Raw genomic sequence first — 23,106 nt, 5'->3', positions numbered from 1 at the left:
ATTTACGCTCCACGCTTCCTCCCCACACTCGGTCGCCCTCATGCAGTTGCGCTTCACTTCATTCGCTGTGACCAGCTTATGGCGGGACTTGCACCCGCAGGAGTGCGCCCATGCTGGGCGCACAAAATAAAAAGCCGCTGCCCGTGGGGCAGCGGCTTTTCTCTACAACGGAGGCTCGTCGCGAGGCTTCAGCGTCCGCGACGCGATCTGCGGCTGATTGCCAGCCTTCGATCGTTGCTATTCGACCGGAGACTTCACCGACGGGGTTGCCAGCGTGTTGTTGCTCTTGGGCGCGGGGTGCGGGGTCGACGTATTGTTCGGGGTCATGCCCGGATTCGCCGCTCCCGCGCTCATCCCGCCCTCCGAGTTGGGGGAGCCAGGCGTGCCGTAGCCGCCCGTCGTGTCATTCTGGTTCATTGCAGGGCTGGACGTGCTGCCATGACTCGAGGCGCCTTCGCCACCGCCGGCCGTGCCTCCCGTCGACTGCGCATAAGCACCGCCCGATAACGCGAGTGCGGCGACGGCCGCAATGAGTGCACCAATTGCCTTATTCATGATCCGTTCCTCCTTGCCTGGATGGAAATATCGACGCAGACGGTCGCCGTCTGCTTGACCATGAATTGCGCAAGCACTGTGCCCCGAGCTGATTTTTATGCATATGCGGCAACTGTGGGTCGACTGGGTGTACGCGATCAGTGATAGATCGCCTTCGACGATTGCAGCTTCGTCATCACGCCGCCCTTTAACCGGAACCAGCCTTGCGAGCTTTGCATCACCACTTCATCGCCTTGCCAGAACACTCGTTTTACTGCGACGCGCATGCCCGAGCGCTGCACGAGCGGCGGACGGCGGCGCAAATCGTATAGAACGGGGCCAGAATCTGTCTGTACGAGCGTGCGTGAGACCGTGTCGTTTGCGTTGCCGATGTCATCGAAATGCGTGAGTGTATTCGCGCCGAAGCGATCGAAACTTTCCTTGTCGAGCATCGCAACGTAATCGTGGTCGACACGCACGAATTGCAGCTGGCCTGCGGGCGTTGCGAGCGGGCCGGACTCGGTGCTCTGCGCATGAACGCAAGTCGCGAAACAGGTGGCTGCGAACGCAGCGAAAAGCAGTCGTGTCATAGCTTCCTTTGGATTTAGCGGGGGCCGCCGCGATTATGCGCTAGCCGCGCCCGGTTCGGCTTTCGCGTGCCTGTCCGACAGCAGCTTGCGACGAACACAGTCCCGCAAAGGAGCGACGAGGTACTCCTGGAAATAAACGGCTGCAACGGCCGTCGCAATCAGATACAACGGCAAGCTGCCCATGCCCGGCACGACATCCCTCGACGCTGCCGCGCACGCCGCAAAGTGCTTTGCGCATTCGAGGGGCGAGATTCCCATGGAAAGCAGCTTGGTTGCCTTGATCATGAGCATGAAGATCGGTGCGTGAATCGCAAAAATAGAGAGTGCGGAATTGCCGAGCCTCGAAGCGAAACGCTCGCAGTTTGCAGGCACTTTGACCGACGTGCACAGCGCGACCAACACGAGTTCTGACGGCAGCATCGCGCCGTTGTGCACCAGATACCGCGAGTACTCCGGCCCATGAGCAATCGCCCACGCCCCCGCCACAAAGCAACATGCGACGAACCCCAAAGCAATGATGCGCCGGCCGGAAGTCGACGCAATGGCGACGAGCATGCTCTCGCGATACATCCCGTACAGCACGATGCCGCCAAAGAATTCCGGCAAACGCAGTACGGGATTCCGCAAGATCGTACCCACTGCAACGGGTTCGTACCAATGCAGCACGCTCGCAAGAACAGGTGGACCGAGATACAGCCCCCATAGCAGACAAAGAAGCGCCCGCTTGTTTCGAACGGCCAGCAAGCGCGGAGCGGCAAATGGGAACGTCAGGTAGAAAAACAACAGGACCGCCAACGACCACGATGACGGATTGATCGAGCCATAAAGCGGGTTCCAGACCTGAAGCAACAGCACATTGAGTACGACGTTCAACGTCGCCGTTGCTGGTGCCAATGCAACCATCTGCTCTGGTCCGTCATCGAGTGTCATCAACGGGAACGACGTGAAGGCATGCGTGCTTACCAGCGCCACAGCAAAGAAAAGCACAAGCCCGATGAAGTGAATCACGTACAGGTTAGAAAGGCGTTTGACGAAGAACGTTCGCGTGCTCCCTCGCATCGACTCCGAATCGCGGAAATAGACGTGCGCGAGGATAAAGCCGGAGAGGATAAAGAAAGTGCTGGTCACAAAGCCGCCCATCCCTGCGAGTTCGATCAACGGAACGTCGCGACTTTGCGGATATTGATGAATCGAATGAAAAAGCGTCAGATAAAGGGCGAGCGAAAACCGCAGAAGGTCGAGAACCGAGAACTTCTCTTTCATGACACGCCCCCGAGATGATCCGTTGACTGCCGCAAACGCACAATCGGAAATGCCCAAGACCAGGTGCCGCAATGCACATGCCTTGCGGAAGCGTCTAGGTTTCAAGGAAAGAATAAAGATACGTCGCTACGCTAAACAGCCTGACGACGTGAAAACTCTATGTGTTGGCGCGTTGCATCGTATGCTTGGAATGCGTCGCAAAGGATCAAGCATCAGTAAGACGGGACTTCGCTGGAATCGGTCTTAGCCGGAAAATGTGTCGCCTTGTATTGGAGGCCGTGAGCAAGATCGACACGCGCGTTGAGCGATCGAATCGACAGCGTCGATCAAAACGGCCAGCGCTTACTTGTGCAAGCTGGCCGGATGATGAACGACGTCTTTGACGCGTTGCATCCAGCCATTCGCTGCTGTGGATAATGGCGGAACGCCCGAATGTACGTTGACGTCCTGATCCTGCTCCGTGTCATGAGCATCGGCAACGTCATCGACAAGCGGGTACCGCACCGCAAAACGGACCTTCAGTATGGCCGTCACGGCGCGCTCGTATGCTCCTACGTCTTCATCGGTGGACATGATTTCCGCGAGGGCCCGCGCGAAACCCGATGCGCCTGCGACGGCGCTGTCGCTCAAAACACCACCCTGCGAAAAGGAGCGATGCACGTCGTCTTTCAATGCCTGAACGGCCGCCACGACTTTTTCATAGGCCAGATCAGCCGCTTCCCGATGGCTTTGAAGGTCCGACGACGAGCAGCACATCGTCGGCACACGCGCCAGCACGTCTCTGTCGCTGTCGACGCGTGCGGCGAGGGTCTTGATATACGCGACTTCGACAGCGGAGACATTTTCGCGTCGTGCACAGCAAGCGTATGCCCGCGACGCGCCGTGAATCGCCGACGCGAACGACGCGAAATCACGGAATTTCAGGTGCCTCGCGGCGCAGTCGAGCACGGCATCCGGCGACAACCCGAGTTCATGGGCCACCGACAGGCTCGTTTTCATCGCACACAGAAGAAGCGCGGTCCACTCGTCCCGACGGCACACACTCATCGAACTCGTGTTCATCGCGGCCCCTGCCAGGATGTGGCGAATCTTTTGATATTACGCTGCCGGACCTTTCAACACCATTATTCCGCCGACGATGAGAAGCAGTGTCAACACACATGTCGTCAATCGCGAACGGCTTCTCCCAACATTATCGACAAGCGATCGTCTGAAGAGGCGCCGGTGTCCCTGCAAACCGCGCACAACGTCCGCAAATAATGGTCATATACTGTCTTTCATGCGGTTGCAGCATGCGTTTGTATGATCGTTTCGAGCAGTACAGGAGTTTCCCCTCACTCCCCTGTCTGGACGTAGCCATGCTGACAATCGACGACATCCGGGCGGTCCCGCTCTTCTCGACACTCGCCGAAAGCGAACTGGAGCATCTCGCGCACACGTCCGCGGACCTTCATCTGTGCGCGGGCGAATTCGCGGTTCATGAGGGTGGCGAACGTGCGCTGTACGCGGTGCTATCCGGCAAGATGGAAGTCATCAAGACATTCGACGGTATCGAGCGGACGCTCGGCTGGCGTCTGCCAGGGACCATCTTCGGCGAAGTGCCTCTCGCATTGAGTTCCCCGTTCCCCGGTGCCTACCGCGCTTCGGAGCCCTCGCGTGTCATGCGCATCGACGCTCAGCAATACTACATACTCGCCGCCAAATCTCAGGACGTAGCGTTGAAGATGGGCGCGCTCGCACGCGAGCGGATCGGCGGATTGCAGGGGCTCTCTGCCGAAACGCCCAAGCCCCGCGTGACGATGGTCGGCAACCGCTGGGACACGGCTTGTACGGCGTTGCGCCATTTCCTGTCGCGCAACCAGATCAGCTACGACTGGATGACGCCCGATGCGCCGGAACTGCCGTCGCGCTGGCCGCAAAATTGTCCTTCGGAAGCGGAGTGTCCCGCATTGCGCCTCGTCGACGGGAAGGTGCTCAGCCGGCCCGCGACGCGTGAACTCGCCGAATTGCTGGGTCTGCAAACGCAACCTCGCCGTGCCGAATACGACACGTTGATCATCGGCGGCGGTCCGGCCGGACTGGCTGCCGCCGTGTATGGCGCGTCGGAAGGCTTGAGCACGATCGTCGTGGAGCGCGAGGCGCCGGGCGGTCAGGCGGGAACCTCTTCACGCATCGAGAATTATCTGGGCTTCCCCAACGGCGTATCGGGCGACGAACTCGCAAGCCGTGCGCTCCAGCAAGCAAGACGGCTCGGTGCGGAAATCCTCGTGACGAGACAGGTCTCCCGCATCGATGTCGACACCCGCACCGTCCACCTCGACGGCGACGACGCGATTCGCGCACGAACCCTCATTCTCGCGACGGGCGTCGCGTGGCGCCGGCTTGCGATCGACGGCTTCGACCGCCTCATCGGCAAAGGCATTTACTATGGCGCGTCACGCAGCGAAGCGAGCGCCACGCATGGGCTCGACGTCTATCTGATCGGCGGTGGAAATTCGGCTGGGCAGGCCGCTCTGTATTTTGCCAATCATGCCCGCATGGTCACGCTCGTGTTGCGCGGCGATTCGCTCGAGAAGAGCATGTCACGCTATCTGGTCGAGCAGCTTCACGGAAAGACCAACGTCGCGGTTCGCCTGCGATCGGAAGTGGTCGGCGCGCAAGGCGATACGCATCTCGCCGCGATCGACATACGCGATGCACTGACAGACGAGGTGCATCGGCTCGACTGCGCCGGCCTGTTCGTGTTCATCGGCGCGGATGCCGAAACAGAGTGGCTGCCGGCGGAAATCGCACGTGACGGTCGTGGCTACGTCATCACGGGCGACGACGTCGTCAAAGCGGGACGCTGGTCTCAAGACAGAGATCCGTATCTGCTCGAATCCAGCGTTCCCGGCGTGTTCGCCTGCGGGGATGTCAGACTCAGTCCGGTCAAGCGCGTTGCGTCCGCCGTCGGCGAAGGCAGTATGGCGATCGCGTTCGCTCACAAGTTTCTTCAGCAGGCATAGAAGGCAAACGGCTGGTCCGGTATGAGCAGGCCTTTCAGTGAAGGCCCAGTCCCTGGATTTCAATCACGCGTTTCTCTCTGAGCGACTGTTCCGCCGCCAGGCCGATGACGACGGCCTTCAGCCCGTCTTCCACCGTCACTTTGACGGGCGCCCCTTCCAGCACCGACTGCTGGAAACCGAGGTGTTCGAAATACGTCGACCCGTGATGCGCACCGAGACTCAGCAGCTTTTCATCGACCTCGACTGTGCGCCGCACCGGACCCTTCGGATCGCGCGGACTCACGACCAGTTCCGCCTGGCGTTCGCCGCGTCCCGGCCAATGCTTGCCCGCGCCCGGAACGAAGCACTCGACCTTGCCCTTATCGCCGACAGCACAGAATTCTTCCTGCCAGTAAGCGCCATCCGCGAACATGCAAAGATCGAGACTCGCGCGCCGGCCGCTCCTGAACTCGACGACGACATACGCGTTGTCGATCATGTCGGGCGTCTTTCCCTCATACGTTTCGTCGCGATGGTTGACATCGGCGGCGCCCGACGCGAACACACGCACCGCTTCGTCGTCGGCGATCAGGCGCATCAGATCGAAGAAATGACAGCACTTCTCGACCAGCGTACCGCCCGTTCGCGCGGCAAAGCGGTTCCAGTTGCCGACCTTCGTGAGAAACGGATGACGATGCTCGCGGATCGAGAACATTTTCAGGTCGCCGATCTGCCCGGCATCGATCTCGCCGATCATTGCGGTGAGCGGCGGCATGTACCGGTATTCCATGCCGACCCACAGCGGCGCACGATGCCCTTGCGCAGCCTCGGCCAGGTGCCGGCAATCCTCGATCGTCGTGCAGATCGGCTTCTCGATCAGCGTCGGATACGCCGTCGGCGCACTGAGAATGTCTTCGAGCACGGCGCGGTGCGTATCGTTGGGCGTCGCGACCACGAGCACGTCGCAAGCCTTGCTCTTCAGCAGGTCGCGATGATCCGCGAACACCTGCACATCGCGCCCCACGGTCTTCGTTGCCGACGCGATCGATTCGCCATGCGGGTCCGCCAGCGCGGTGACGACCGCGTTCGGCAGTAGAGCGATATTGCGAAGATGCTCCTGTCCCATCATGCCGGCACCGATCACGCCGTATCTCAAAGGCTCAGTCATGGAATCTCCTTCAGTTGAAAAAGGTGTGCGACTCCGCACACGCAAAGATCAGAACGACGTACGCAAGCCCACCGTCACCGCCCACGGATCGAAGCCCGGCGTCACCGTCGCAAAGTTGGAATTGAGCAGCGCGAAGCCCTGGCTCGAATGGCTGTTGTTCGTGATCGCCGACGCGTAGCCATAGAGCTGCGTGCGCTTCGACAGGAAGTACACATAGCCCGCGTTGTAGGCCATGGCGCGCGCGTCGGCGTTTTCGATGCGTCGCGCGACGCCCAGCTCGATATCGCCGGGCCCCGCCGGAATCTTCGCGTTGACGAGAAACGCCGATGCAAACCAGTTGGTCGCGTCCGTACGTTTCGAATAAATGTAGTTCGCGCCGATGAAGTTGCCGCTATAACCGTACGTCGCGGCGACCACGTGCGTCAGCTGCGACGATGCCGTCAAGGTGCTCGTGTTCGCGTAGTACTGGTAGTGGTTGAAGCCATAGCCGAGCATCATGCCGAAGCGCTGGTACATCACGTTCACGCCGATGTTGCGCCCATCGGCCGTCTGCCCCGATGCATTCTGCGCACCGAACGAGTAGCCGATTTCGCTCGACAGCCCATTGAAGTTCGGCGTGCGATAACGCACTGCGTTCGGATAGAAACCGCCCGTGCCCGACTTGCCGAGCGTGACGGTATGTTCGAGCGACATGATCGCGGCGGGATTCGACAGGCCGTACGTCGCGACGTCGGATGCGAGGAATACCCAGTAGATGGGCAGGTACATGAAGCCCGCGTCGACGCTGCCGTACTTCGCGCTCGACAATCCCACCGACGCGCCGCGATTGAACATCGTCGCGCCGCCGCCTACGCCGGTATATGTGTTGAAGCCTGTTTCCAGCTGGAAGTTCGCGCGATATCCACCGCCCAGGTCTTCACTGCCGCGAAAGCCGAAGCGCGACGCTTGCAGGTTGCCGCTCGCGGCCATCGCCATCGGGCCGACGGTGTCGTTGAACTTGCCGTACTGCACGGCAGAATCGACGATACCGTACAGCGTGAGCGTCGATTGCGCCCACGCCGGTGAATATCCCGCCGCCGCGAGCGCCGCGACGGCCGTTGCATTTCGCAGGCACGAGCGCGCCCACGCGCCCTTTTTCAGGCACTTTTTCGTTTGAAGCATCAGAAAGTCTCCAGATTTCCTTTGGTTTTAGTGGTTCTTCTAGTGATGCGCGCGTGGGCCGCCGCCCGTCTATCCGACGACCGACACCTGTGCGAGCCCGGCATCGACGATCAGGTTCTGGCCCGTGATCGCCGCCGCTTGCGGACTCGCGAGGAACAGCACCGAGTCCGCGATGTGCGCGGGCTCGACGCGATACTTCAGGCATTGCAAATCGAGAAACTGCTGGTCGGCGGCAGGATCGCGCCACAGTGCCGTCTGACGCGGCGTGACGACGGCACCCGGCAACACCGCGTTCACGCGAATACCGCCGTCGCCGAGTTCACGCGCCAGCGTGCGCGTGATGCCCGAAATCGCCGCCTTCGAAGCCGTATAGCCGATCAGGTTCGGACGCCCACGCAACCATGAAATCGAACCGAGATTGACGATCGAGCCGCCGCCCGCCGCCCGCATGCCCGGCGCAACACGCTGCGTCGCGAACACGTGATGCGTGAGATTCACAGCGAGCATTTCGTTCCACATGTCGACGGAGAGATCGTCGAGTGCGTGACGCGTATCGCGGCCCGCATTGTTGACGAGCGTGCGAATGGGGCCGAGCGCACGCGCGGCCTCATCGAGCACGTTGCGATAGGCGTCGATATCGCGCACGTCGCAGCGTGCGAACCAGGGCCGCAGACGCGTGACCGCCGATGCGTCGTCACGCGAGACGCCAAGCCGCTCGCACAACGCGTTGCCCGCCTGCTCGTCCAGATCGCAAAACGCGACTTGCGCGCCCTGCTCCCAAAAGGCTTCGACAATCGCTTCGCCGATGCCCGATGCGCCGCCCGATACGAACGCCACTTGCCCGGCGAGCGCCGGATACAACGGACGGGTTGAATTCATCCTGCTCTCCTGTTTGATTCCGTAGTCAGCGTCTGCATCGAGATGTCGACGCGCGCTTCGAGCGTCTCGCCTGGCGCGAGCACATGCATCGGCGGCTCATTGCCGTTGAGCGCATCGTTTGCATGGCTCACCGGCTCGAATGCGAAAAACGGCTGGCCCGAGGGCCTGAAAAACACGGCACAACGCAGCGCATCGTTCGCTTCGATCGCGATGCGATGATGCGGCGTGTCGATGCGCGCGCTGCCGCTCCAGCCGGTAAAGCAGTTATCGACGACGGTGTCGTCCAGTGCGCCGAACTGCGGCGGCTGCGAACTCGAGCACGGCAGATCGTTTGCGTCGCTGACCAGCATCGATGTCCATGCGGTATGCAAATGCGTCGTTCCCGCTGCCGTATCGAGCGGAAAGAATGGATGCCAGCCCGCACCGCATGGCGTGGCACGCGTGTCCGTATTCATGACGCGCATGCCGAGCGTCAACGTATCGCCTTCAATCGCAATGCGCTGCTGCGCTTCGAACGCGAACGGCCAGTGATCGTCCGGCGTATGCGCGAGCCACATGTCGACGGCACTCGCATCGTTCGATTGCACTGTCCATGCGCGCTGAAATCCGACGCCATGAATCGCGTGCGAGATGCCCGCGAGGTTCTTCGCGAGCGTGTAGCGCGAATCGCCGAAGCTGAACGTGCCGAACGCGATGCGATTCGAAAACGGCACCAGCGGATAGCACGCCGTCTTGCGCACGTTGCCCGCTTCGAGTTCGACCGCAGGCATCGGCCGCAAAACGTCGCGGCCGTGCCAGCGCGCATCGACAATCGCGCCGCCCAGCGACGGCGCGACGCGCACCTGCCAGGCGTCGTCGTGCAGCGCGAACAGTTCCCGTGCGCTCGACATGATCAGTACGGCCCGCCTGCGTTCGCGTTGGCCTTCACCTGGTCGTGTTCCGCGATGAACGCGTTCGCCTGGCGCATCGCCATGCCCATGTCGGACGCAATCGCCACATAGTCATAGCCCATTTCGACGAACTCGCGCACCATTGCGGGCGTCGGTCCGACGATGCCGATCGGCATGCCGATCGCGTTCGCGCGACGCGCGCAGTCGGCGAGTACGCCACGCACTTCCGCGTCGGCGAGATTGCCGATCTTGCCCATCGCCGCCGACAGATCGCCCGGCCCGACGAACAGCGCATCGACGCCAGGCACGGCTGCGATCGCTTCGAGCTGTGCGACGGCCTCAGGCGTTTCCAGCTGCACGATGCAGGCGGTCGCCTCGTTCGCGCGCGCGCCGAACTCGCTCCACGTGCCATAGCGGCTCGCGCGGTGCATCGCTGCGAAACCGCGCGTGCCGAGCGGCGGAAACTTCGTCGACGCAACGGCTGCGCGCGCTTCTTCCGGGCTCTGCACATACGGGAACATTAGCGTCGGCGCACCCATGTCGAGCGCGCGCTTGGCGAGCGTCGGATCATTGCGCGCGATGCGCACGATGGGCGCAGCGCCGCCGCAGTCGACGGCTTGCAGCATGTGCAGCACATCGGTGAATTCGAGCGGTGCGTGCTCCATGTCGATCAGCAGCCAGTCGAATCCTGCATGGCCGAAGGCTTCGGCCGTCGCGGGCGAACCGGACATCAGCCAGGTGCCGAGCGGCTTCGCGCGCATCGTGCTGCCGTCCTTGTGCTTCAGCGCGTCGCGAAAAGCATTGCGCGTGGGATCCTGCTTGATTCTGTTGGCCATTTCGATAGTTCCTGTGTTCAGAAGATCGACGGTTCGACGGGTTCTTCGAAGCCCGTCAGGAAGTCGAAGTCGCAACCCTTGTCCGCTTGCGAAACCTGTTCGACATAGAGACGGATATAGCCGCGCTTGCGCGGATTCGGCGGCGCGCGCCAGTCTTCGCGGCGGCGTGCGAGTTCGTCGTCGGAGAGCAGCACGTCGATGCGGCCCGCTTCCACGTCGAGTTCGATCATGTCGCCCGTGCGGATCAGTGCGAGCGGTCCGCCCGCCGCCGACTCCGGCGAAACGTGCAGCACGCAGGTGCCGTAGTGTGTACCGCTCATGCGTGCATCGGAGATACGCACCATGTCGCGCACGCCCGCAGCCAGCAGCTTCTTCGGAATCGGCAGATTGCCCCACTCGGGCATGCCCGGCGCGCCGATCGGGCCGCCGCCGCGCAACACGAGCACGGTGTCGGCATCGACGTCGAGCTCGGGCGCGTGAATCTTCGCGTTCATCTCGGCAATCGAATCGAACACGAGCGCGCGTCCGCGATGCTTCATCAGATGCGGGCTTGCCGCGCTCGGCTTGATGACGGCGCCATTGGGTGCGAGATTGCCGCGCAGCACGCCGAGCGCGCCGCGTTCGCTGACGGGATCGGTCAATGGACGGATCGCGTCTTCTCCCTGCGGACGCCGACCCGCCTCGAAGCGGGCGATGTTTTCGCCGAGCGTCGTGCCCGTCACGGTCACGCAGTCGAGCGACAGGAATTCCTTCACGCCGCTCAGCAATGCAGGCAAGCCGCCCGCGTAGTAGAAGTCTTCCATCAGGCGCTTGCCTGACGGGAACACATCGGCGAGCACGGGAATGTTCTTGCCGACGCGCGCGATGTCGTCGAGCGTCAACGGCACGTTGCCGCGGCCCGCAATCGCAATCGTATGAATCGCGGCGTTGGTCGAGCCGCCCAGCGCCATATACGTGACGATGCCGTTTTCGACGGATGCACGGTTGAAGAAGCGGCTCGGCTTCAGGTCTTCCCACACCATGCCGACGATGCGTTCGCCGCTCGTCGAACACATGCGCGTATGCGACGAGTCCATTGCAGGAATGCTGGTCGCGCCGGGCAGCGTGAAGCCCATCGCCTCGACGATCGACGTCATCGTGCTCGCCGTGCCCATCGTGTTGCAGGTGCCGGGCGCGCGCGTCATGCGCGCTTCGAGCGAGATCCACTCGGGCTGCTCGATGTTGCCCGCCACGTACTCGTCCCAGAACTTCTTCGTATGCGTGCCCGCGCCGACGGCCTGGCCGCGATGACGATCGTTGAGCATCGGCCCGGCGGGCACGAAGATGCACGGCAGATCCGCCGACAGCGCGCCCATCAGCAGGCCGGGCGTGGTCTTGTCGCAGCCGCCCATCAGCACCGCGCCGTCGATGGGCAGCGAGCGCAGCAGCTCTTCCGTTTCCATCGCGAGGAAGTTGCGGTAAATCATCGTGGTCGGCTTGACCATCACTTCGCCGAGCGACATCGCGGGCAATTCGAACGGCATGCCGCCCGCCTGCAGGATGCCGCGCTTCACCGCTTCGGCGCGCTCGCGCAGATGCGCGTGGCACGGCGACAGGTCGCTCCATGTATTGATGATGCCGATCACCGGCCGCGACATGAATTCTTCGCGGCGCAAACCCATTTGCTGCAGACGTTGACGATGCGCGAACGAGCGCATGTCATCGGGGGCGAGCCAACGCTGGCTGCGCAGTTCGCTGAGTTGTTTGAGCTTTTGTTGCACGATATTCACGCCGTCAAAGTACCAGGTTGATGAGATGCCGCGCTGACCTTCGCGTGTGCCTGAGCCGTCGCGCCCGTGACGGCGGGCGCCACGAGACTTGCACCGGCAATCGCCAGCAGCACGAAGACGACGCGCCGCACGGCGGTAGGCGACCAGTTGGGCGGATAGCGGCGCGCGAGCCACGTGACGGTCAGCACGACGGGCAACGCTTCGGCGCTCAGCGCCAGCGATGCCGCATCGAAACGTCCTTGCGCAAGCACGATGACGAGCCGCAAAACCGCATTGACTGCGAACAGCAGCACCAGCGTGTCGCGCACGACCACGCGATCGAGCGGCTGGCGGTAAAGATGGAACACCATCGGCGGACCGGCGCTCGCGAATACGCCGCCCATCACGCCGGAAATACAGCCATAGAACGCGAACGTCCCCGGCGATGCGAGCTGCGCACGCGGCTTCGTCTGCACGACGAGCAACAGGCTGCACGCGAGAATCGCGAGTCCGAGTGCAAAACGCACGACGCCGATCGCATTATCGGAAAGCCACGCGAGCAGACAGGCGCCGATCGCGACGCCGACCAGACTGCTGCCATACGACGGCGCCAGCAAACGGCGCGGCAAGTTCGGCACGCCGCGCACGAGCAATGCGGCATTGGCGAGCACCATCACCGTGACCACGTTCGCCGCAACAGGCAGCGGCGCGAGATGAAACACCGCGACGAGGCCGAGCAGCACGAGTCCGAACGCAAAGCCCGTCAGGCTTTGCGTGAACGTCGCCGTCGCGACGCACACCGCGAACAGCAGATGGTGCAGGAACGGCGTCGTGCTCACGCTGCGTCCTTCGCGAGATCGAGCAGTTGCGCTTCGCGCGCCGCGCCCTGGCGCACGAACACGGGCGGCTCGCCGAGCGGTGCGGCCACGTCCACATGCTGACCGCCTTCGTATCGCGTGCCGCTCCATAGATGCGTCCATGCATCGCCTTGCGGCAGATACACGCGCCATTGCGTCGCGCCCGCCGCGTGCACGGGCGCGACGAGCAGATCGCGGCCATACAGATAGTGGTCCTGGATCGCGTACGTCGAGCGATCGTGCTCGTAATGCAGGAAGAGCGGACGCTGCAACGGCAGACCGCGCGCCGCCGCTTCATCGGCGAGGCCTTGCACGTACGGCTTGAGCGCCACGAACACGCGCGTCATGCGCGCGAAGTGCGCGAGCACGCCGGCGTCCTGCCAGAACTGGAAGTTCTCGTCGGGACGATTGCCTTCGTGCGTGCGCATCATCGGCGTGAAAGCGGCCATTTCGGCCCAGCGCTGGAACAGCTCGGGCGTACGCGTATTGCCGAACAGGCTCGTGTATCCGCCGATATCGCTATGGTGATACGCGTTGCCCAGCAGCCCCGACGACAACGCGCCGCAGATCACCGTCTGCAAGCCGTCGTGACGCGTGAAGTCGACGGACTGGTCGCCCGCCCACAGCAATGGGCAATGCGCCTGCACGCCGGTGTAGCCCGCGCGCATGAAGAACACGGCGTCGCCCGTGCGTCCCGCGCCTTCGATGGCGCGCGCGTTGACCTGCGCCCACAGCGTCGGCCACGCGTTGTGCATCAGCTTTGCGTCGACGCCGTTGGCGAGCGTCAGGTCCGTCGGCAGGTATTCGCCGAAGTCCGCCATCCAGCCGTCGAGGCCCTTGTTCAGCATCTCGTCGCGAATCACGCGCTGTTCGAACCAGCTTGCCGCCGCTGGATTCGTGAAGTCCACCACGCCGCAATCGAACTCGCCGAAATCGACGAGATAGTCGCTGCCGTCCGCGCGCGTCGCCAGATAGCCGGCCTGCTTTGCTTCGACGTACAGCGTGCCGTCGTTGCACAGATACGGATTCACGTAGCCGAGAAAGCGCACGCCTTCGGCGTTGAGTTGCTTCACCCATTCGGCGTGACCGGGATAGCGCGTTTCGTTCCAGCGCCAGTCCCAGAAGAGACGCTTGCCGAACGAGGTCTGCCGGATGCCGACCCAGTCTTCGCACCACAGGCCGCTCACTTTCAGGCCTGCTGCACGGCTCTGCTCCATGATCTTCTGCGCGTGATCACGGCCGTTCTTCAGGCCGAGGATCGCGCCGTCCATCACCCATGCGGGCAGCGCGGGCTGACGGCCGAAGCGTTGCGAAATGCGCTCGACGAGCGTGACGAAGTCGTCGGCGAAGATGAATTCGAGCTTCTCGGGAACTGCCCAGAATTGCAGTTCGTGCCGCTCGTCGTGACGGAAATCGAAGTCCGCATAGGCCGTCGTTTCAGCGTGCAGGCAGTACTTCTGCGACGACACGAAGGTCGGTTGCGGATAGTTGGTGTTGTAGTAGTCGCCGCCCGACTTCGATGTCGTGTCGGCCTGCCACGTCAGATGCGTGCTCTTGTCGCGGCCCACGCCGGGCTCCGACGTCCACAGCGGATAGCTCCGGCCACGCAGATCGAAATACGACATCTGCTCGCCGCAGCCCCACACGTGTTCGTCGCGCTGCGCGGGCACGCGCCACCACACACGGTTGATCTCGCTGCCCGAGGCAGACAACGACAGTTGCACGCCATGTGCCGATTCGCTGGCGACGATCGTCAGTTCGGCAGCGGCTTGCGCGTCGCGCGCCAGTTCGATGCGCGCGCTGCCGTCCTGTTGCTGCGTGAGACGTGCATCGCGCAGCGCGACGCGCTCTTCGACGTAATCGCTGATGTCGAAATTGCCGCGATACATGTCGATCGTTTCGACGCCATGCCCCACGAACACAGCGGGCGCTTCCGGTGCATGTTCGAAGAGCGTGCGGCCTGCCACGCGCAGCACGAGCTTGCCGCCCGCTTCTGTCTGCCAGTTCATCAGCTTTACCTTGCTATTGCGTTGGGTTGATACGTTTGGTTCAGTGTCCGTTCGATTCGCTCGGCGACTGGTTCCATGCGAGCGAGCGTCCACTTGCCGACGCACGGCGGCGGAACAGCGCAATCAGTCCGATCGCCACGCACCACGTCACCACCATCAGCACTTCGTATTGCGTCGTCACGCCGCCATGCCGGGCCACGCCGATCGGCGACAGCGTCAGGTAGATGCTCACGAGCATCGCGATCAGGAACACGCTCATCGTGCTGGCATGACGCCACGGCGTGAGATCGCCCGTTTGCCGAGACTGCGGCTCGTATGCCTTTGCGCGTTGATGGCGCGCACCGAGCACCAGCATCAGCGCGACTTCGCACACGAACAGGATGCCCATGATGTGAATGAAGTTGATGCCGAGCATCTTGTCGACCTGGAACACGAGAATGCCGAGCGTGTAGACGATCACATGTAGCAGCAACACCATCTTCGCGGGGAACGCGCCGATCTTCTTGCTGAAGAAACCCACCAGCACGACTGCGATGATCGGAATGTTGTAGAAGCCGGTGAAGCGGCGCATCACCGTGTAGATGCCATCCGGCGCGTACATCAGCAGCGGCGCGACGAGCAGCGACACGACGGCGATCACCACGCTGGCCGTCTTGCCGACACGGATCAGTTTTTCATCGCTCGCCTCGGGCTTCCACACGCGATAGAAGTCGAATGCGATCAGCGTCGCCGTGCTGTTGATCACGGCATTGAAGTGGCTCATCACCGTGCCGAACAGCACTGCGATGAAGAAGCCCTTCGCCCACCACGGCAACACATCCGTCACGAGTTGCGGATACGCGAGGTCCGGGCGGCCGAGCGGATGCGCCGCATACAGATGAAACGCGACCACGCCCGGCAACATCATGATCAGCGGCACGAGCAGCTTCATCAGGCCCGACAGCAGTACGCCCTTCTGGCCTTCGGCAAGGCTCTTCGCTGCGAACGTGCGCTGCACGATCGCCTGGTTCGTACACCAGTAGAACAGGTTCGCGAAGATCATCCCGGTGAACAGCGTGCCGAACGGAACGGAATCGTGCGGGCCGCCGATCGCGGAGAGCTTTTCGGGCGCCTGCGTCGCAATGGTGTGCACGCCGGCGAGGAAATCGCCGTGACCGAGCGCGAACAGCCCGAGCACGGGCACCATCAAGCCGGCGACCAGCAGACCGATGCCGTTGATCGTGTCGGACACGGCCACCGCGCGCAGTCCGCCGAAGATCGCATACAGCGCGCCGATGATCCCCGACATCCACACGAGAATCGTGATCGTGCTCGCGTACGACGTGCCGAGCAGTGCCTGCACGCCGAACACCTGATTGAACGTGATCGCGCCAAGATACAGGCCCGACGGATTCGCGACCAGCATGTAGCCGATCACGAAGAACGCGCTGACCACGCGACGCGTCGTCGAGTCGAAACGTTCTTCGAGGAATTGCGGCAAGGTCGAAAAGCCGCCGCGAAGGTAACGCGGCAGAAAGAACATCGCGAGCGCGACGGTCGCGATGGCGGCCGTGCATTCCCACGCCATCGCCGAGAGGTTGTGCGCGTACGCGTCGCCGTTCAGACCCACCATCTGCTCAGCGGAAAGATTGGTCAGCATCATCGAGCCGGCGATGAACCAGCCCGTGAGTCCGCCGCTCGCCATGAAGTAGCCGCGCGCGCCGTGATCCTTCGCGCGCCGCGTGAACAGGTACGACACGAAGCCGACCAGCGCGGTGAAAAACGCAAAACTCAGTATGGTGAAAATCATTGTCTCCTCATCCCTTTGAGGTTGTCTTCGTGCTCGTGTGGGCGATGCGTCCGACAACCGGGCAGTATTTTCGCAGCGCTGCGATTTCTGCGCGAGCCTTAAATCCGCCCGGTGTCTTACGAAAACCGCCGCGCGATCAGGCCACCTGCATGCACAGGTACTTTATTTCCAGGTATTCGTCGATACCGTATTTTGAACCTTCGCGACCGAGGCCCGACTGCTTGACGCCGCCGAACGGCGCTTCCGCTGTCGAGATCAGCCCCGTGTTGATGCCGACCATACCGAACTCCAGCGCTTCCGCGACACGCCAGACGCGTGCCATGTCGCGCGTGTAGAAGTAGCTGGCGAGACCGAACTCGGTATCGTTGGCGAGCGCGATCACGTCCTGCTCGTCGGTGAAGCGCATGACGGGCGCAACCGGGCCGAAGATTTCTTCGCGTGCGACGCGCATCGACGGCGTGACGTTCGTCAGCACGGTCGGCGCATAGTGGCGCGCCGTGCCGTCTCCAGCGAGCGCGAGCGGTTCGCCGCCGCACAGCACGTTCGCGCCTTGCGCGCGGGCGTCCGCGACGAGTTCGTTCACCTTGGACAGTGCGCGCGCGTCGATCAGCGGACCGATCTGCGTCGACGGCTCGCGTCCGTCACCGCAGCGCAGCGCCTGCACGCGCGTCGCGAGCTTGTCGACGAACGCTTCGTAGACACCTGCCTGCACGAAGAAGCGGTTCGCGCACACGCAGGTTTGACCCGCGTTGCGGTACTTCGAGATCAGCGCGCCTTCGATCGCGGCGTCGATGTCGGCATCGTCGAACACGATGAACGGCGCATTGCCGCCCAGTTCCAGCGACAGCTTCTGGATATGCCGCGCGCCCTGCTCCATGAGCTTCGCGCCGATGCCCGTCGAGCCCGTGAACGACAGCTTGCGCACGACGGGATTACCCGTGAGTTCTTCGGCGATGGGCTGCGGATCGCCCGTCACGACGTTGAGCACGCCGGCCGGAATGCCCGCGCGCTCGGCCAGCGCCGCGAGGGCGAGCGCCGAAAACGGCGTCTGCGAGGCGGGCTTCAGCACCATCGTGCAGCCCGCCGCGAGCGCCGGACCGGCCTTGCGCGTGATCATCGCGGCCGGAAAATTCCACGGCGTGATCGCCGCGCACACACCGACGGGCTGGCGGATCGTGACCAGACGCCGGTCGTTCGCGGGCGTCGCGATCACATCGCCGTCGACGCGGCGCGCCTCTTCCGCGAACCATTCGATAAAGCTCGCGGCAAACCCGATCTCGCCCTTCGCTTCGGCGAGCGGTTTGCCCTGTTCGGCCGTCATCAGCAACGCGAGATCGTCCTGATGTTCGAGCATCAGGTCGTGCCATTTGCGCAGCAGCGTGGCCCGCGCCTTGGCCGTCAGCGCACGCCACGCGGGCAGCGCCGCTTCGGCCGCTGCGATCGCCTCGCGCGTTTCGACCGCCGTCATCGACGGCACGCTGGCGATCAGCGCGCCCGTCGCGGGATCGGTGACGTCGAAGGTGCGGCCGTCGTGCGCGGCGCGCCATTCGCCGCCGATCAGGCATTGCGTGCGCAACAGAGTGGAGTCTTTCAGATCAGGCATGTCAGGGTCCGTCGAGAGTAAGTTCATGCGCTTATGCGACTGTGTTTTCGCGCCAGCGCGGCTCGGGCAGGCCCGGCACGTCAGTGCGCATCGCGAAGAGGCCGCCCGCCAGCGGCTCGCGTTCGAGTTCGTCGGCGCTGCGCCCCGCGCGCGCCGTCGTGATGTACAACGTACGCAGATCGTCGCCGCCGAACGCGCACATGGTCGGGCAGCGCACGGGCACGGGATGCACCGCATCGACCGTTCCGTCCGGCGCGAAGCGGACCACGCGCCCGCCTTCGTAAAACGCGCTCCAGTAGTAGCCCTCGGCATCGACGGCGGCGCCGTCCGGGCGGCCGCGATCGTCGGCGGTCGGCTGAATGCGTGCCCACACTTCCGCCTCGCCGCATGCGCCCGTCGCCAGATCGAACGCGCGGCGGTAGATCGTGAAGTTGGGTGTGTCGGAGTGATAGAGCCAGCGGTTATCCGGGCTGAACGCGAGTCCGTTCGATGTCAGCAAGCCCGCGCTCAGCGCATCGAGCTTGCCGTCCGCCAGGCGATACAGATGCGCGTTGCCGCCGGCCTTCGGCTCGTCGATCGTGCCCGCGAAAAAACGGCCCGCCGCGTCGCAGCGGCCGTCGTTGAAGCGGCTCGTGTACACGTCTTCCGGATTGGCAGCGAGTTGCCGCACGGGACGCGCCTGTTCGTCGAGCGTCCAGATGCCCGAGCGCAGACCCGCGATGAAGCCGCCGCCTTCGCGCAGCGCGAAGCAGCCAATGTGCTCCGGCAGCGCGAACGTCCGGTCGATGCCCGTCGCGGGATCGAAGCGATGCAGTGCCGGTTCGAGAATGTCGACCCAGTACAGCACGCGCTCGCGCTCGTCCCAGCGAGGACATTCACCGAGTTGGGCTTGGGCGTCGAGGACGCAACGAAGATCGAAAGAGGGCATGTCGGGTTCGGTTGTTCAGGCCGCAACGCTAAAATCGCAGCGCTGCGAAATAATAGCGCTACGATTTCCCTACGCGATACCAGGGTTAGTGCGGAGAAGATGACTCGTTGCGCTGCGGCAATTACAATACAGGCTCCGCGCCGACCGTGGCGCTTGCCCTTCCGACCGCTCGCAGCCCATGTCCCAGACAGCCAAGGCACCGCGCTCCCGGCGCAGCACCAATCGCGTGACGATGGATGACGTCGCCGCGCGCGCTCGCGTGTCCGCCAGCTCGGTTTCCCTGTTTCTGCGCAACCCCGAGGCCGTATCGCCGCGCATCGCGCCGCGCATCAAGCAGGCGATCGACGTGCTCGGCTACGTTCCCAATCTGCTGGCGGGCAGCCTGGCCGCCGCGCGCACGCGAGCCATCGGCGTCGTCGTGCCGTCGCTCGGCAACGCGTTCTTTTCGGCGACGGTCGCTGCGATGCAGAAAGAGTTCGACCGGCACGGCTATCAGTTGCTGCTCGGCGCAACCGAATACGAACCCGGCCGCGAGGCGGACCTTGTGCGAACGTTCCTGTCGTGGTCGCCGACGGCGCTGGTCGTCACGGGCTGCCGTCACGACGACGAAACACGCGCGCTGTTGCGCGGTGCGCGCGCGCCCGTCGCGGAGATGTGGGAACTCGGCGAACAGCCTTTCGATCTGCAAGTGGGCTTCTCGCACTACGAAGCCGGCGAAACGATCGGGCGGCACATGCTGGAAATCGGCGCGCAGCGCGTGGCATTCATCGGCGCGCGCATGGCAAGCGACGTGCGTGCACGCCAGCGTTGCGAAGGCTTCGGCCGCACGATGCTGAAGGCGGGCCTCAACGTGCACGTCGAAGATGTGCCGGGCGATGCGTCGCCGAAAACGGGCGCGCACGCATTGAGCGACATTCTTCAGCGCATGCCGGACGTCGATACGATTGCCTGTTCGAACGATGTGATCGCGCTAGGCGTGCTGTTCGAAGCGCAGCGGCGCGGGCTTGCCGTCCCGCAGCGCTTGCGCGTGGCTGGTTTCGGCGACCTGCCGTTCAGCGAGGAATGCGTGCCGCCGCTCACGACGATTCAGCCGCGCGCGACCCAGATCGGCCTGCGCATCGCGCAGGAGTTGATGGAGCGCGCGGAACTACCCGAGGACGAGCGCGAACCGCGCATCGTCGATGTGGGATTCGAACTCGTCGTGCGTGCGAGCACGCAAAGCGCAGCGCCGGATCAGGAAGCGTAATCGGATGCCGTGAGCGGCGAGGTTTGCACGTTCGGACGCGCCTCGCGTGCAAATTCCCGGCGACACGTCGCGCGATTCTGCGCGCTTCCCGTCGCAAACGACACGGGGTCGCACTGCACGACGTAACCGTTGCTGGGAACACTGGCTGGGTGCTCCGTTGCCTGAAGCGTGCCCGCATTCGCGGCACCGCACACCAGCATCGAAGTCAACGCTAACAACTTGAAGACGTTCATGGCTTTTCGCGCCCAATCCCATTGCCGGATGGGGTGACGCGCCCTCTCATTTCGACTCTTCAAGTCTAGCAGCGGCTATTACTCACGTTACAGCGCCGACGCTGCAAAACACTCTTCAAGAACCCGGAAGAATGCGGCTGGGAAACGAATCGAAGCAGATACGAGACGTTGTTCTTAAGCCTTTTGCGAGTCGCTTGCAATTATGGTTCGGCGCGAGAAGTGCAGCATTGAAAGAGCGATGCCCCCAACCACCAGCAGATACTTGATCATAAAGTCGTAAGGTAGAAACCCATACCCTTTCGGTTCCGGCAGGTATCTGAACAGCGACGTGCTCAACGGCATGCTCGACACGAGCAGATCCCCCATTGCGACACAGAACACCATCAAAACAACGCCCGCGCTCCATATCCGGCTGGATTTTGCAGCGAGCATCGCACCGGCGATAAGCAGGATCGCGCTGGGCAGAAGCAGATGCCACGGATGTCCATGTGGAATGATTGTCCACACCCATGAAGAAGGGGAAATTGCTGCGAGCCAGGCCCACAGATGCAATGTGCACGACAGCACGAGACATGTGATGGACGTGACATGACGCACGCTCCACGGTGCGTGAGTCTCGGACGCGTTCGTCGAGTCAGCGCTCTTCTTTTTATGCAGCAGCCAGATTGCCAGCAGAAACACGGGCAAATTCACGACCGTCATGATCCAGTAGGACAGCAACGCGACGACGAGCATCCACGCTATCGCGGTCCACGCGAAAAGCGGTCGCCCCCATCGCTTTCGCCGGACAAGTCCAATACCCGCGGCCAGCAACCCGATGAGTGCAATCGGCGTGACAACCTGCAATATCAGGCTCAACCACGGCGTCAGATGGATCACCTCCAAAGCCTGGTGACGATTGACGATCCAGAAAACGAATGTCTGAATGAGCTGTGTCACCGAGACCAGCATGGTGCTGAACGCGATGATCGTTATCGTCGCGTGCTTTCGAACGGATGCTTCAGGAATGGCATCGGTGAGTGCTGCCGTTTGATTTTCTGGCATAAATGCGCTTGGTACATTTTTCTATTTTTAGTTCGCCGAGGTGCCTTAACAAAATCAACACCGCACCTCGCCCCGGACATCGCGCATTTTATACCGCAAGCCAGACGTTCCGAAGGGCTCAGCGCCGCTCTTGGCATGCGCCTTCGCGAGCGTGAGCCCCATCCGGGAACCGGCTAGCGGAAGAAGCCGAAATTCACGACCTTCTTCCCTTCGAAACTTTCCTGCACACCTTGCTCGCAGTCCGGCGGACACACCGCCTCGCCGTCCTGGCTGGAGCCTCCCACGGTGACTGCTCTGTACACGACGGATTCGACCAGCGTGCCGTCGTCGGCGATGACGATGTTCAGATCGGTCTCGACGCCGGCCGGCACCGCTCCGCCCGCGTCATAGATGATCTTCATGGTGCCGGTGCAATCGGAGTTCACCGTGTAGTAGCCATGCTGAACCGGATTGAACGTCGTCTTCCCTCCTTTCGGCAAGCCGCCGATCATGCCGAAGTCGGTGCGTTGAAAGCCGCCCTTACCGTCGAACGTCACCAGCGCGACGTCATCGAGGATCGACGGTGCGGCATACAGATGCAACGTACCATTGGAAGCTTTTTTCAATCCAAGTATCTCCCCATGACCGATGAAACTAAACGGTCCCTTCAGCGTTGCGGTCGAGCAAAGGCCGCCCGCATTTGCCGCACCACTGAACGAAAGAAGCACAACGGCTGTCGCCGACACAATGCTTAAATACTTGATCTTCATGGTTGCCTCCTTATACCGAATCGGTCGCCTGACATCACGACGCACGAACGCCTGGTGCCTGGATAGTGCAAGCGCCCGATTCGAATAGATAAAACCAGAATGGCTGCAGCAATCCCTCTCAGGCGTCATGTGCTGCGCACGCGACGCGAGAACGCGAGGTCATGGGCACGGCCGTGTGTCGAGGAGTGTGGCGTGGGCCAGAATAATGAATGGCGACGCCCTTCACCGAGCAGCCATGTTTCGCTCGGTGTCGGCGGACACGGGCAGAAGCGAGTTGCACGAAAGTCCGCACAGTTGTGACTTCGTGAGTCAGCCACGCTTGAAAGGCGCGTAGCACAATTACTGTAATGCACGATGTGTGCGGCTGCCAGGTGAATTTTCAGCAAGTGGCCGGATGACGCCGCGCAGTATGTCTCGCAGCGCATGCTCCATGTGCCGGCAGAAGGCCCGGTCTTTCCGGTGTACGCACAACGATACGGTCCATGCGCAGAGTGAGCCATGCAAGGTCGTCTTCGGACCGGCCGCCTCACGCGCCACCATGTCTGCAAGTTCCGATGACCTGCGCGATAGTTCACGGGTAATTCGACGGCACCCG

General features: G+C 62.6%; 20 protein-coding genes. 2 read left to right on the top strand and 18 right to left on the bottom strand.

Annotation, left to right across the window (positions count from 1 at the left end; all coding sequences use genetic code 11):
- Window positions 1-237: 237 nt before the first annotated feature.
- The 4 genes from G3N95_RS26965 to G3N95_RS40690 form a co-directional block, all read right to left on the bottom strand.
- Window positions 238-555, bottom strand: coding sequence for a hypothetical protein (locus G3N95_RS26965; RefSeq protein ID WP_205973124.1), 318 nt, complete (start codon window positions 553-555; stop codon window positions 238-240).
- A 137-nt stretch (window positions 556-692) separates the two neighbouring features.
- On the bottom strand, window positions 693-1,124 hold the full coding sequence (locus tag G3N95_RS26960; protein ID WP_205973123.1) for a hypothetical protein: 432 nt from the start codon (window positions 1,122-1,124) through the stop codon (window positions 693-695).
- A 33-nt stretch (window positions 1,125-1,157) separates the two neighbouring features.
- A complete protein-coding gene (locus G3N95_RS26955) occupies window positions 1,158-2,387 on the bottom strand; it encodes an acyltransferase (protein ID WP_205973122.1) in 1,230 nt (409 codons plus the stop codon).
- Window positions 2,388-2,729: 342 nt separating this feature from the next.
- The gene (locus tag G3N95_RS40690) at window positions 2,730-3,164 is read right to left on the bottom strand and encodes a hypothetical protein (protein WP_241018968.1); all 435 of its coding nucleotides are present in this window, start codon (window positions 3,162-3,164) and stop codon (window positions 2,730-2,732) included.
- 581 nt (window positions 3,165-3,745) lie between these two features.
- Between G3N95_RS40690 and G3N95_RS26945 the strand changes: the two genes are divergently transcribed.
- The gene (locus G3N95_RS26945; protein WP_205973120.1) at window positions 3,746-5,392 is read left to right on the top strand and encodes a cyclic nucleotide-binding domain-containing thioredoxin-disulfide reductase; all 1,647 of its coding nucleotides are present in this window, start codon (window positions 3,746-3,748) and stop codon (window positions 5,390-5,392) included.
- A 34-nt stretch (window positions 5,393-5,426) separates the two neighbouring features.
- Here G3N95_RS26945 and G3N95_RS26940 read toward each other — a convergent pair whose 3' ends face one another.
- The 11 genes from G3N95_RS26940 to G3N95_RS26895 all read right to left on the bottom strand — a co-directional run bounded on the left by G3N95_RS26940 (window position 5,427) and on the right by G3N95_RS26895 (window position 19,239).
- Window positions 5,427-6,539, bottom strand: a complete 1,113-nt coding sequence (locus G3N95_RS26940; protein ID WP_205973119.1) for a Gfo/Idh/MocA family oxidoreductase — start codon at window positions 6,537-6,539, stop codon at window positions 5,427-5,429.
- Between the two features lie 48 nt (window positions 6,540-6,587).
- Window positions 6,588-7,700 carry a porin gene (locus G3N95_RS26935; RefSeq protein WP_205973118.1) on the bottom strand — a complete coding sequence of 371 codons (1,113 nt, stop codon included), beginning with the start codon at window positions 7,698-7,700 and terminating at the stop codon, window positions 6,588-6,590.
- 69 nt (window positions 7,701-7,769) lie between these two features.
- On the bottom strand, window positions 7,770-8,579 hold the full coding sequence (locus G3N95_RS26930) for an SDR family oxidoreductase (protein ID WP_205973117.1): 810 nt from the start codon (window positions 8,577-8,579) through the stop codon (window positions 7,770-7,772).
- Window positions 8,576-9,469 carry an aldose 1-epimerase gene (locus G3N95_RS26925; protein WP_205973116.1) on the bottom strand — a complete coding sequence of 298 codons (894 nt, stop codon included), beginning with the start codon at window positions 9,467-9,469 and terminating at the stop codon, window positions 8,576-8,578. The genes G3N95_RS26930 and G3N95_RS26925 overlap by 4 nt, the downstream gene beginning before the upstream one ends.
- Window positions 9,470-9,471: 2 nt before the next feature.
- Window positions 9,472-10,305, bottom strand: coding sequence for an aldolase/citrate lyase family protein (locus G3N95_RS26920; protein WP_241018967.1), 834 nt, complete (start codon window positions 10,303-10,305; stop codon window positions 9,472-9,474).
- A 17-nt stretch (window positions 10,306-10,322) separates the two neighbouring features.
- The gene (locus tag G3N95_RS26915) at window positions 10,323-12,065 is read right to left on the bottom strand and encodes an IlvD/Edd family dehydratase (protein WP_205973115.1); all 1,743 of its coding nucleotides are present in this window, start codon (window positions 12,063-12,065) and stop codon (window positions 10,323-10,325) included.
- A 5-nt stretch (window positions 12,066-12,070) separates the two neighbouring features.
- Window positions 12,071-12,892, bottom strand: coding sequence for a sulfite exporter TauE/SafE family protein (locus tag G3N95_RS26910; protein WP_346778413.1), 822 nt, complete (start codon window positions 12,890-12,892; stop codon window positions 12,071-12,073).
- Window positions 12,889-14,919, bottom strand: a complete 2,031-nt coding sequence (locus G3N95_RS40685) for an alpha-glucosidase (protein ID WP_241018966.1) — start codon at window positions 14,917-14,919, stop codon at window positions 12,889-12,891. Before G3N95_RS40685 ends, G3N95_RS26910 begins: the two co-directional genes overlap by 4 nt.
- A 40-nt stretch (window positions 14,920-14,959) precedes the next feature.
- Window positions 14,960-16,708, bottom strand: a complete 1,749-nt coding sequence (locus tag G3N95_RS26905) for a solute:sodium symporter family transporter (protein ID WP_205973114.1) — start codon at window positions 16,706-16,708, stop codon at window positions 14,960-14,962.
- Window positions 16,709-16,844: 136 nt separating this feature from the next.
- Entirely contained in the window at window positions 16,845-18,311 is a 1,467-nt protein-coding gene (locus tag G3N95_RS26900) for an NAD-dependent succinate-semialdehyde dehydrogenase (protein WP_205973113.1), read from the bottom strand.
- Between the two features lie 31 nt (window positions 18,312-18,342).
- A complete protein-coding gene (locus tag G3N95_RS26895) occupies window positions 18,343-19,239 on the bottom strand; it encodes an SMP-30/gluconolactonase/LRE family protein (RefSeq protein ID WP_205973112.1) in 897 nt (298 codons plus the stop codon).
- A gap of 178 nt (window positions 19,240-19,417) precedes the next feature.
- On the opposite strand from G3N95_RS26895, the gene G3N95_RS26890 reads away from it, so the two are divergent.
- The gene (locus G3N95_RS26890) at window positions 19,418-20,485 is read left to right on the top strand and encodes a LacI family DNA-binding transcriptional regulator (protein ID WP_205973111.1); all 1,068 of its coding nucleotides are present in this window, start codon (window positions 19,418-19,420) and stop codon (window positions 20,483-20,485) included.
- On the opposite strand, the gene G3N95_RS26885 is transcribed toward G3N95_RS26890, so the two are convergent.
- From G3N95_RS26885 to G3N95_RS26875, 3 genes are all read right to left on the bottom strand, one after another.
- A complete protein-coding gene (locus G3N95_RS26885; RefSeq protein ID WP_205973110.1) occupies window positions 20,473-20,718 on the bottom strand; it encodes a hypothetical protein in 246 nt (81 codons plus the stop codon). The two genes, G3N95_RS26890 and G3N95_RS26885, sit on opposite strands and share 13 nt — an antisense overlap.
- 174 nt (window positions 20,719-20,892) lie before the next feature.
- Window positions 20,893-21,762, bottom strand: a complete 870-nt coding sequence (locus G3N95_RS26880; protein ID WP_205973109.1) for a hypothetical protein — start codon at window positions 21,760-21,762, stop codon at window positions 20,893-20,895.
- Between the two features lie 173 nt (window positions 21,763-21,935).
- Window positions 21,936-22,511 (bottom strand): hypothetical protein, encoded by a 576-nt coding sequence (locus tag G3N95_RS26875; RefSeq protein WP_205973108.1) that lies wholly within the window; start codon window positions 22,509-22,511, stop codon window positions 21,936-21,938.
- Window positions 22,512-23,106: the final 595 nt, after the last annotated feature.

The organism is Paraburkholderia sp. Tr-20389 (assembly GCF_017104565.1).
Lineage (GTDB): Bacteria > Pseudomonadota > Gammaproteobacteria > Burkholderiales > Burkholderiaceae > Paraburkholderia.
The sequence above is the reverse complement of the archived record's forward strand: the minus strand, read 5'-3'. Positions and strand labels throughout refer to the sequence as shown.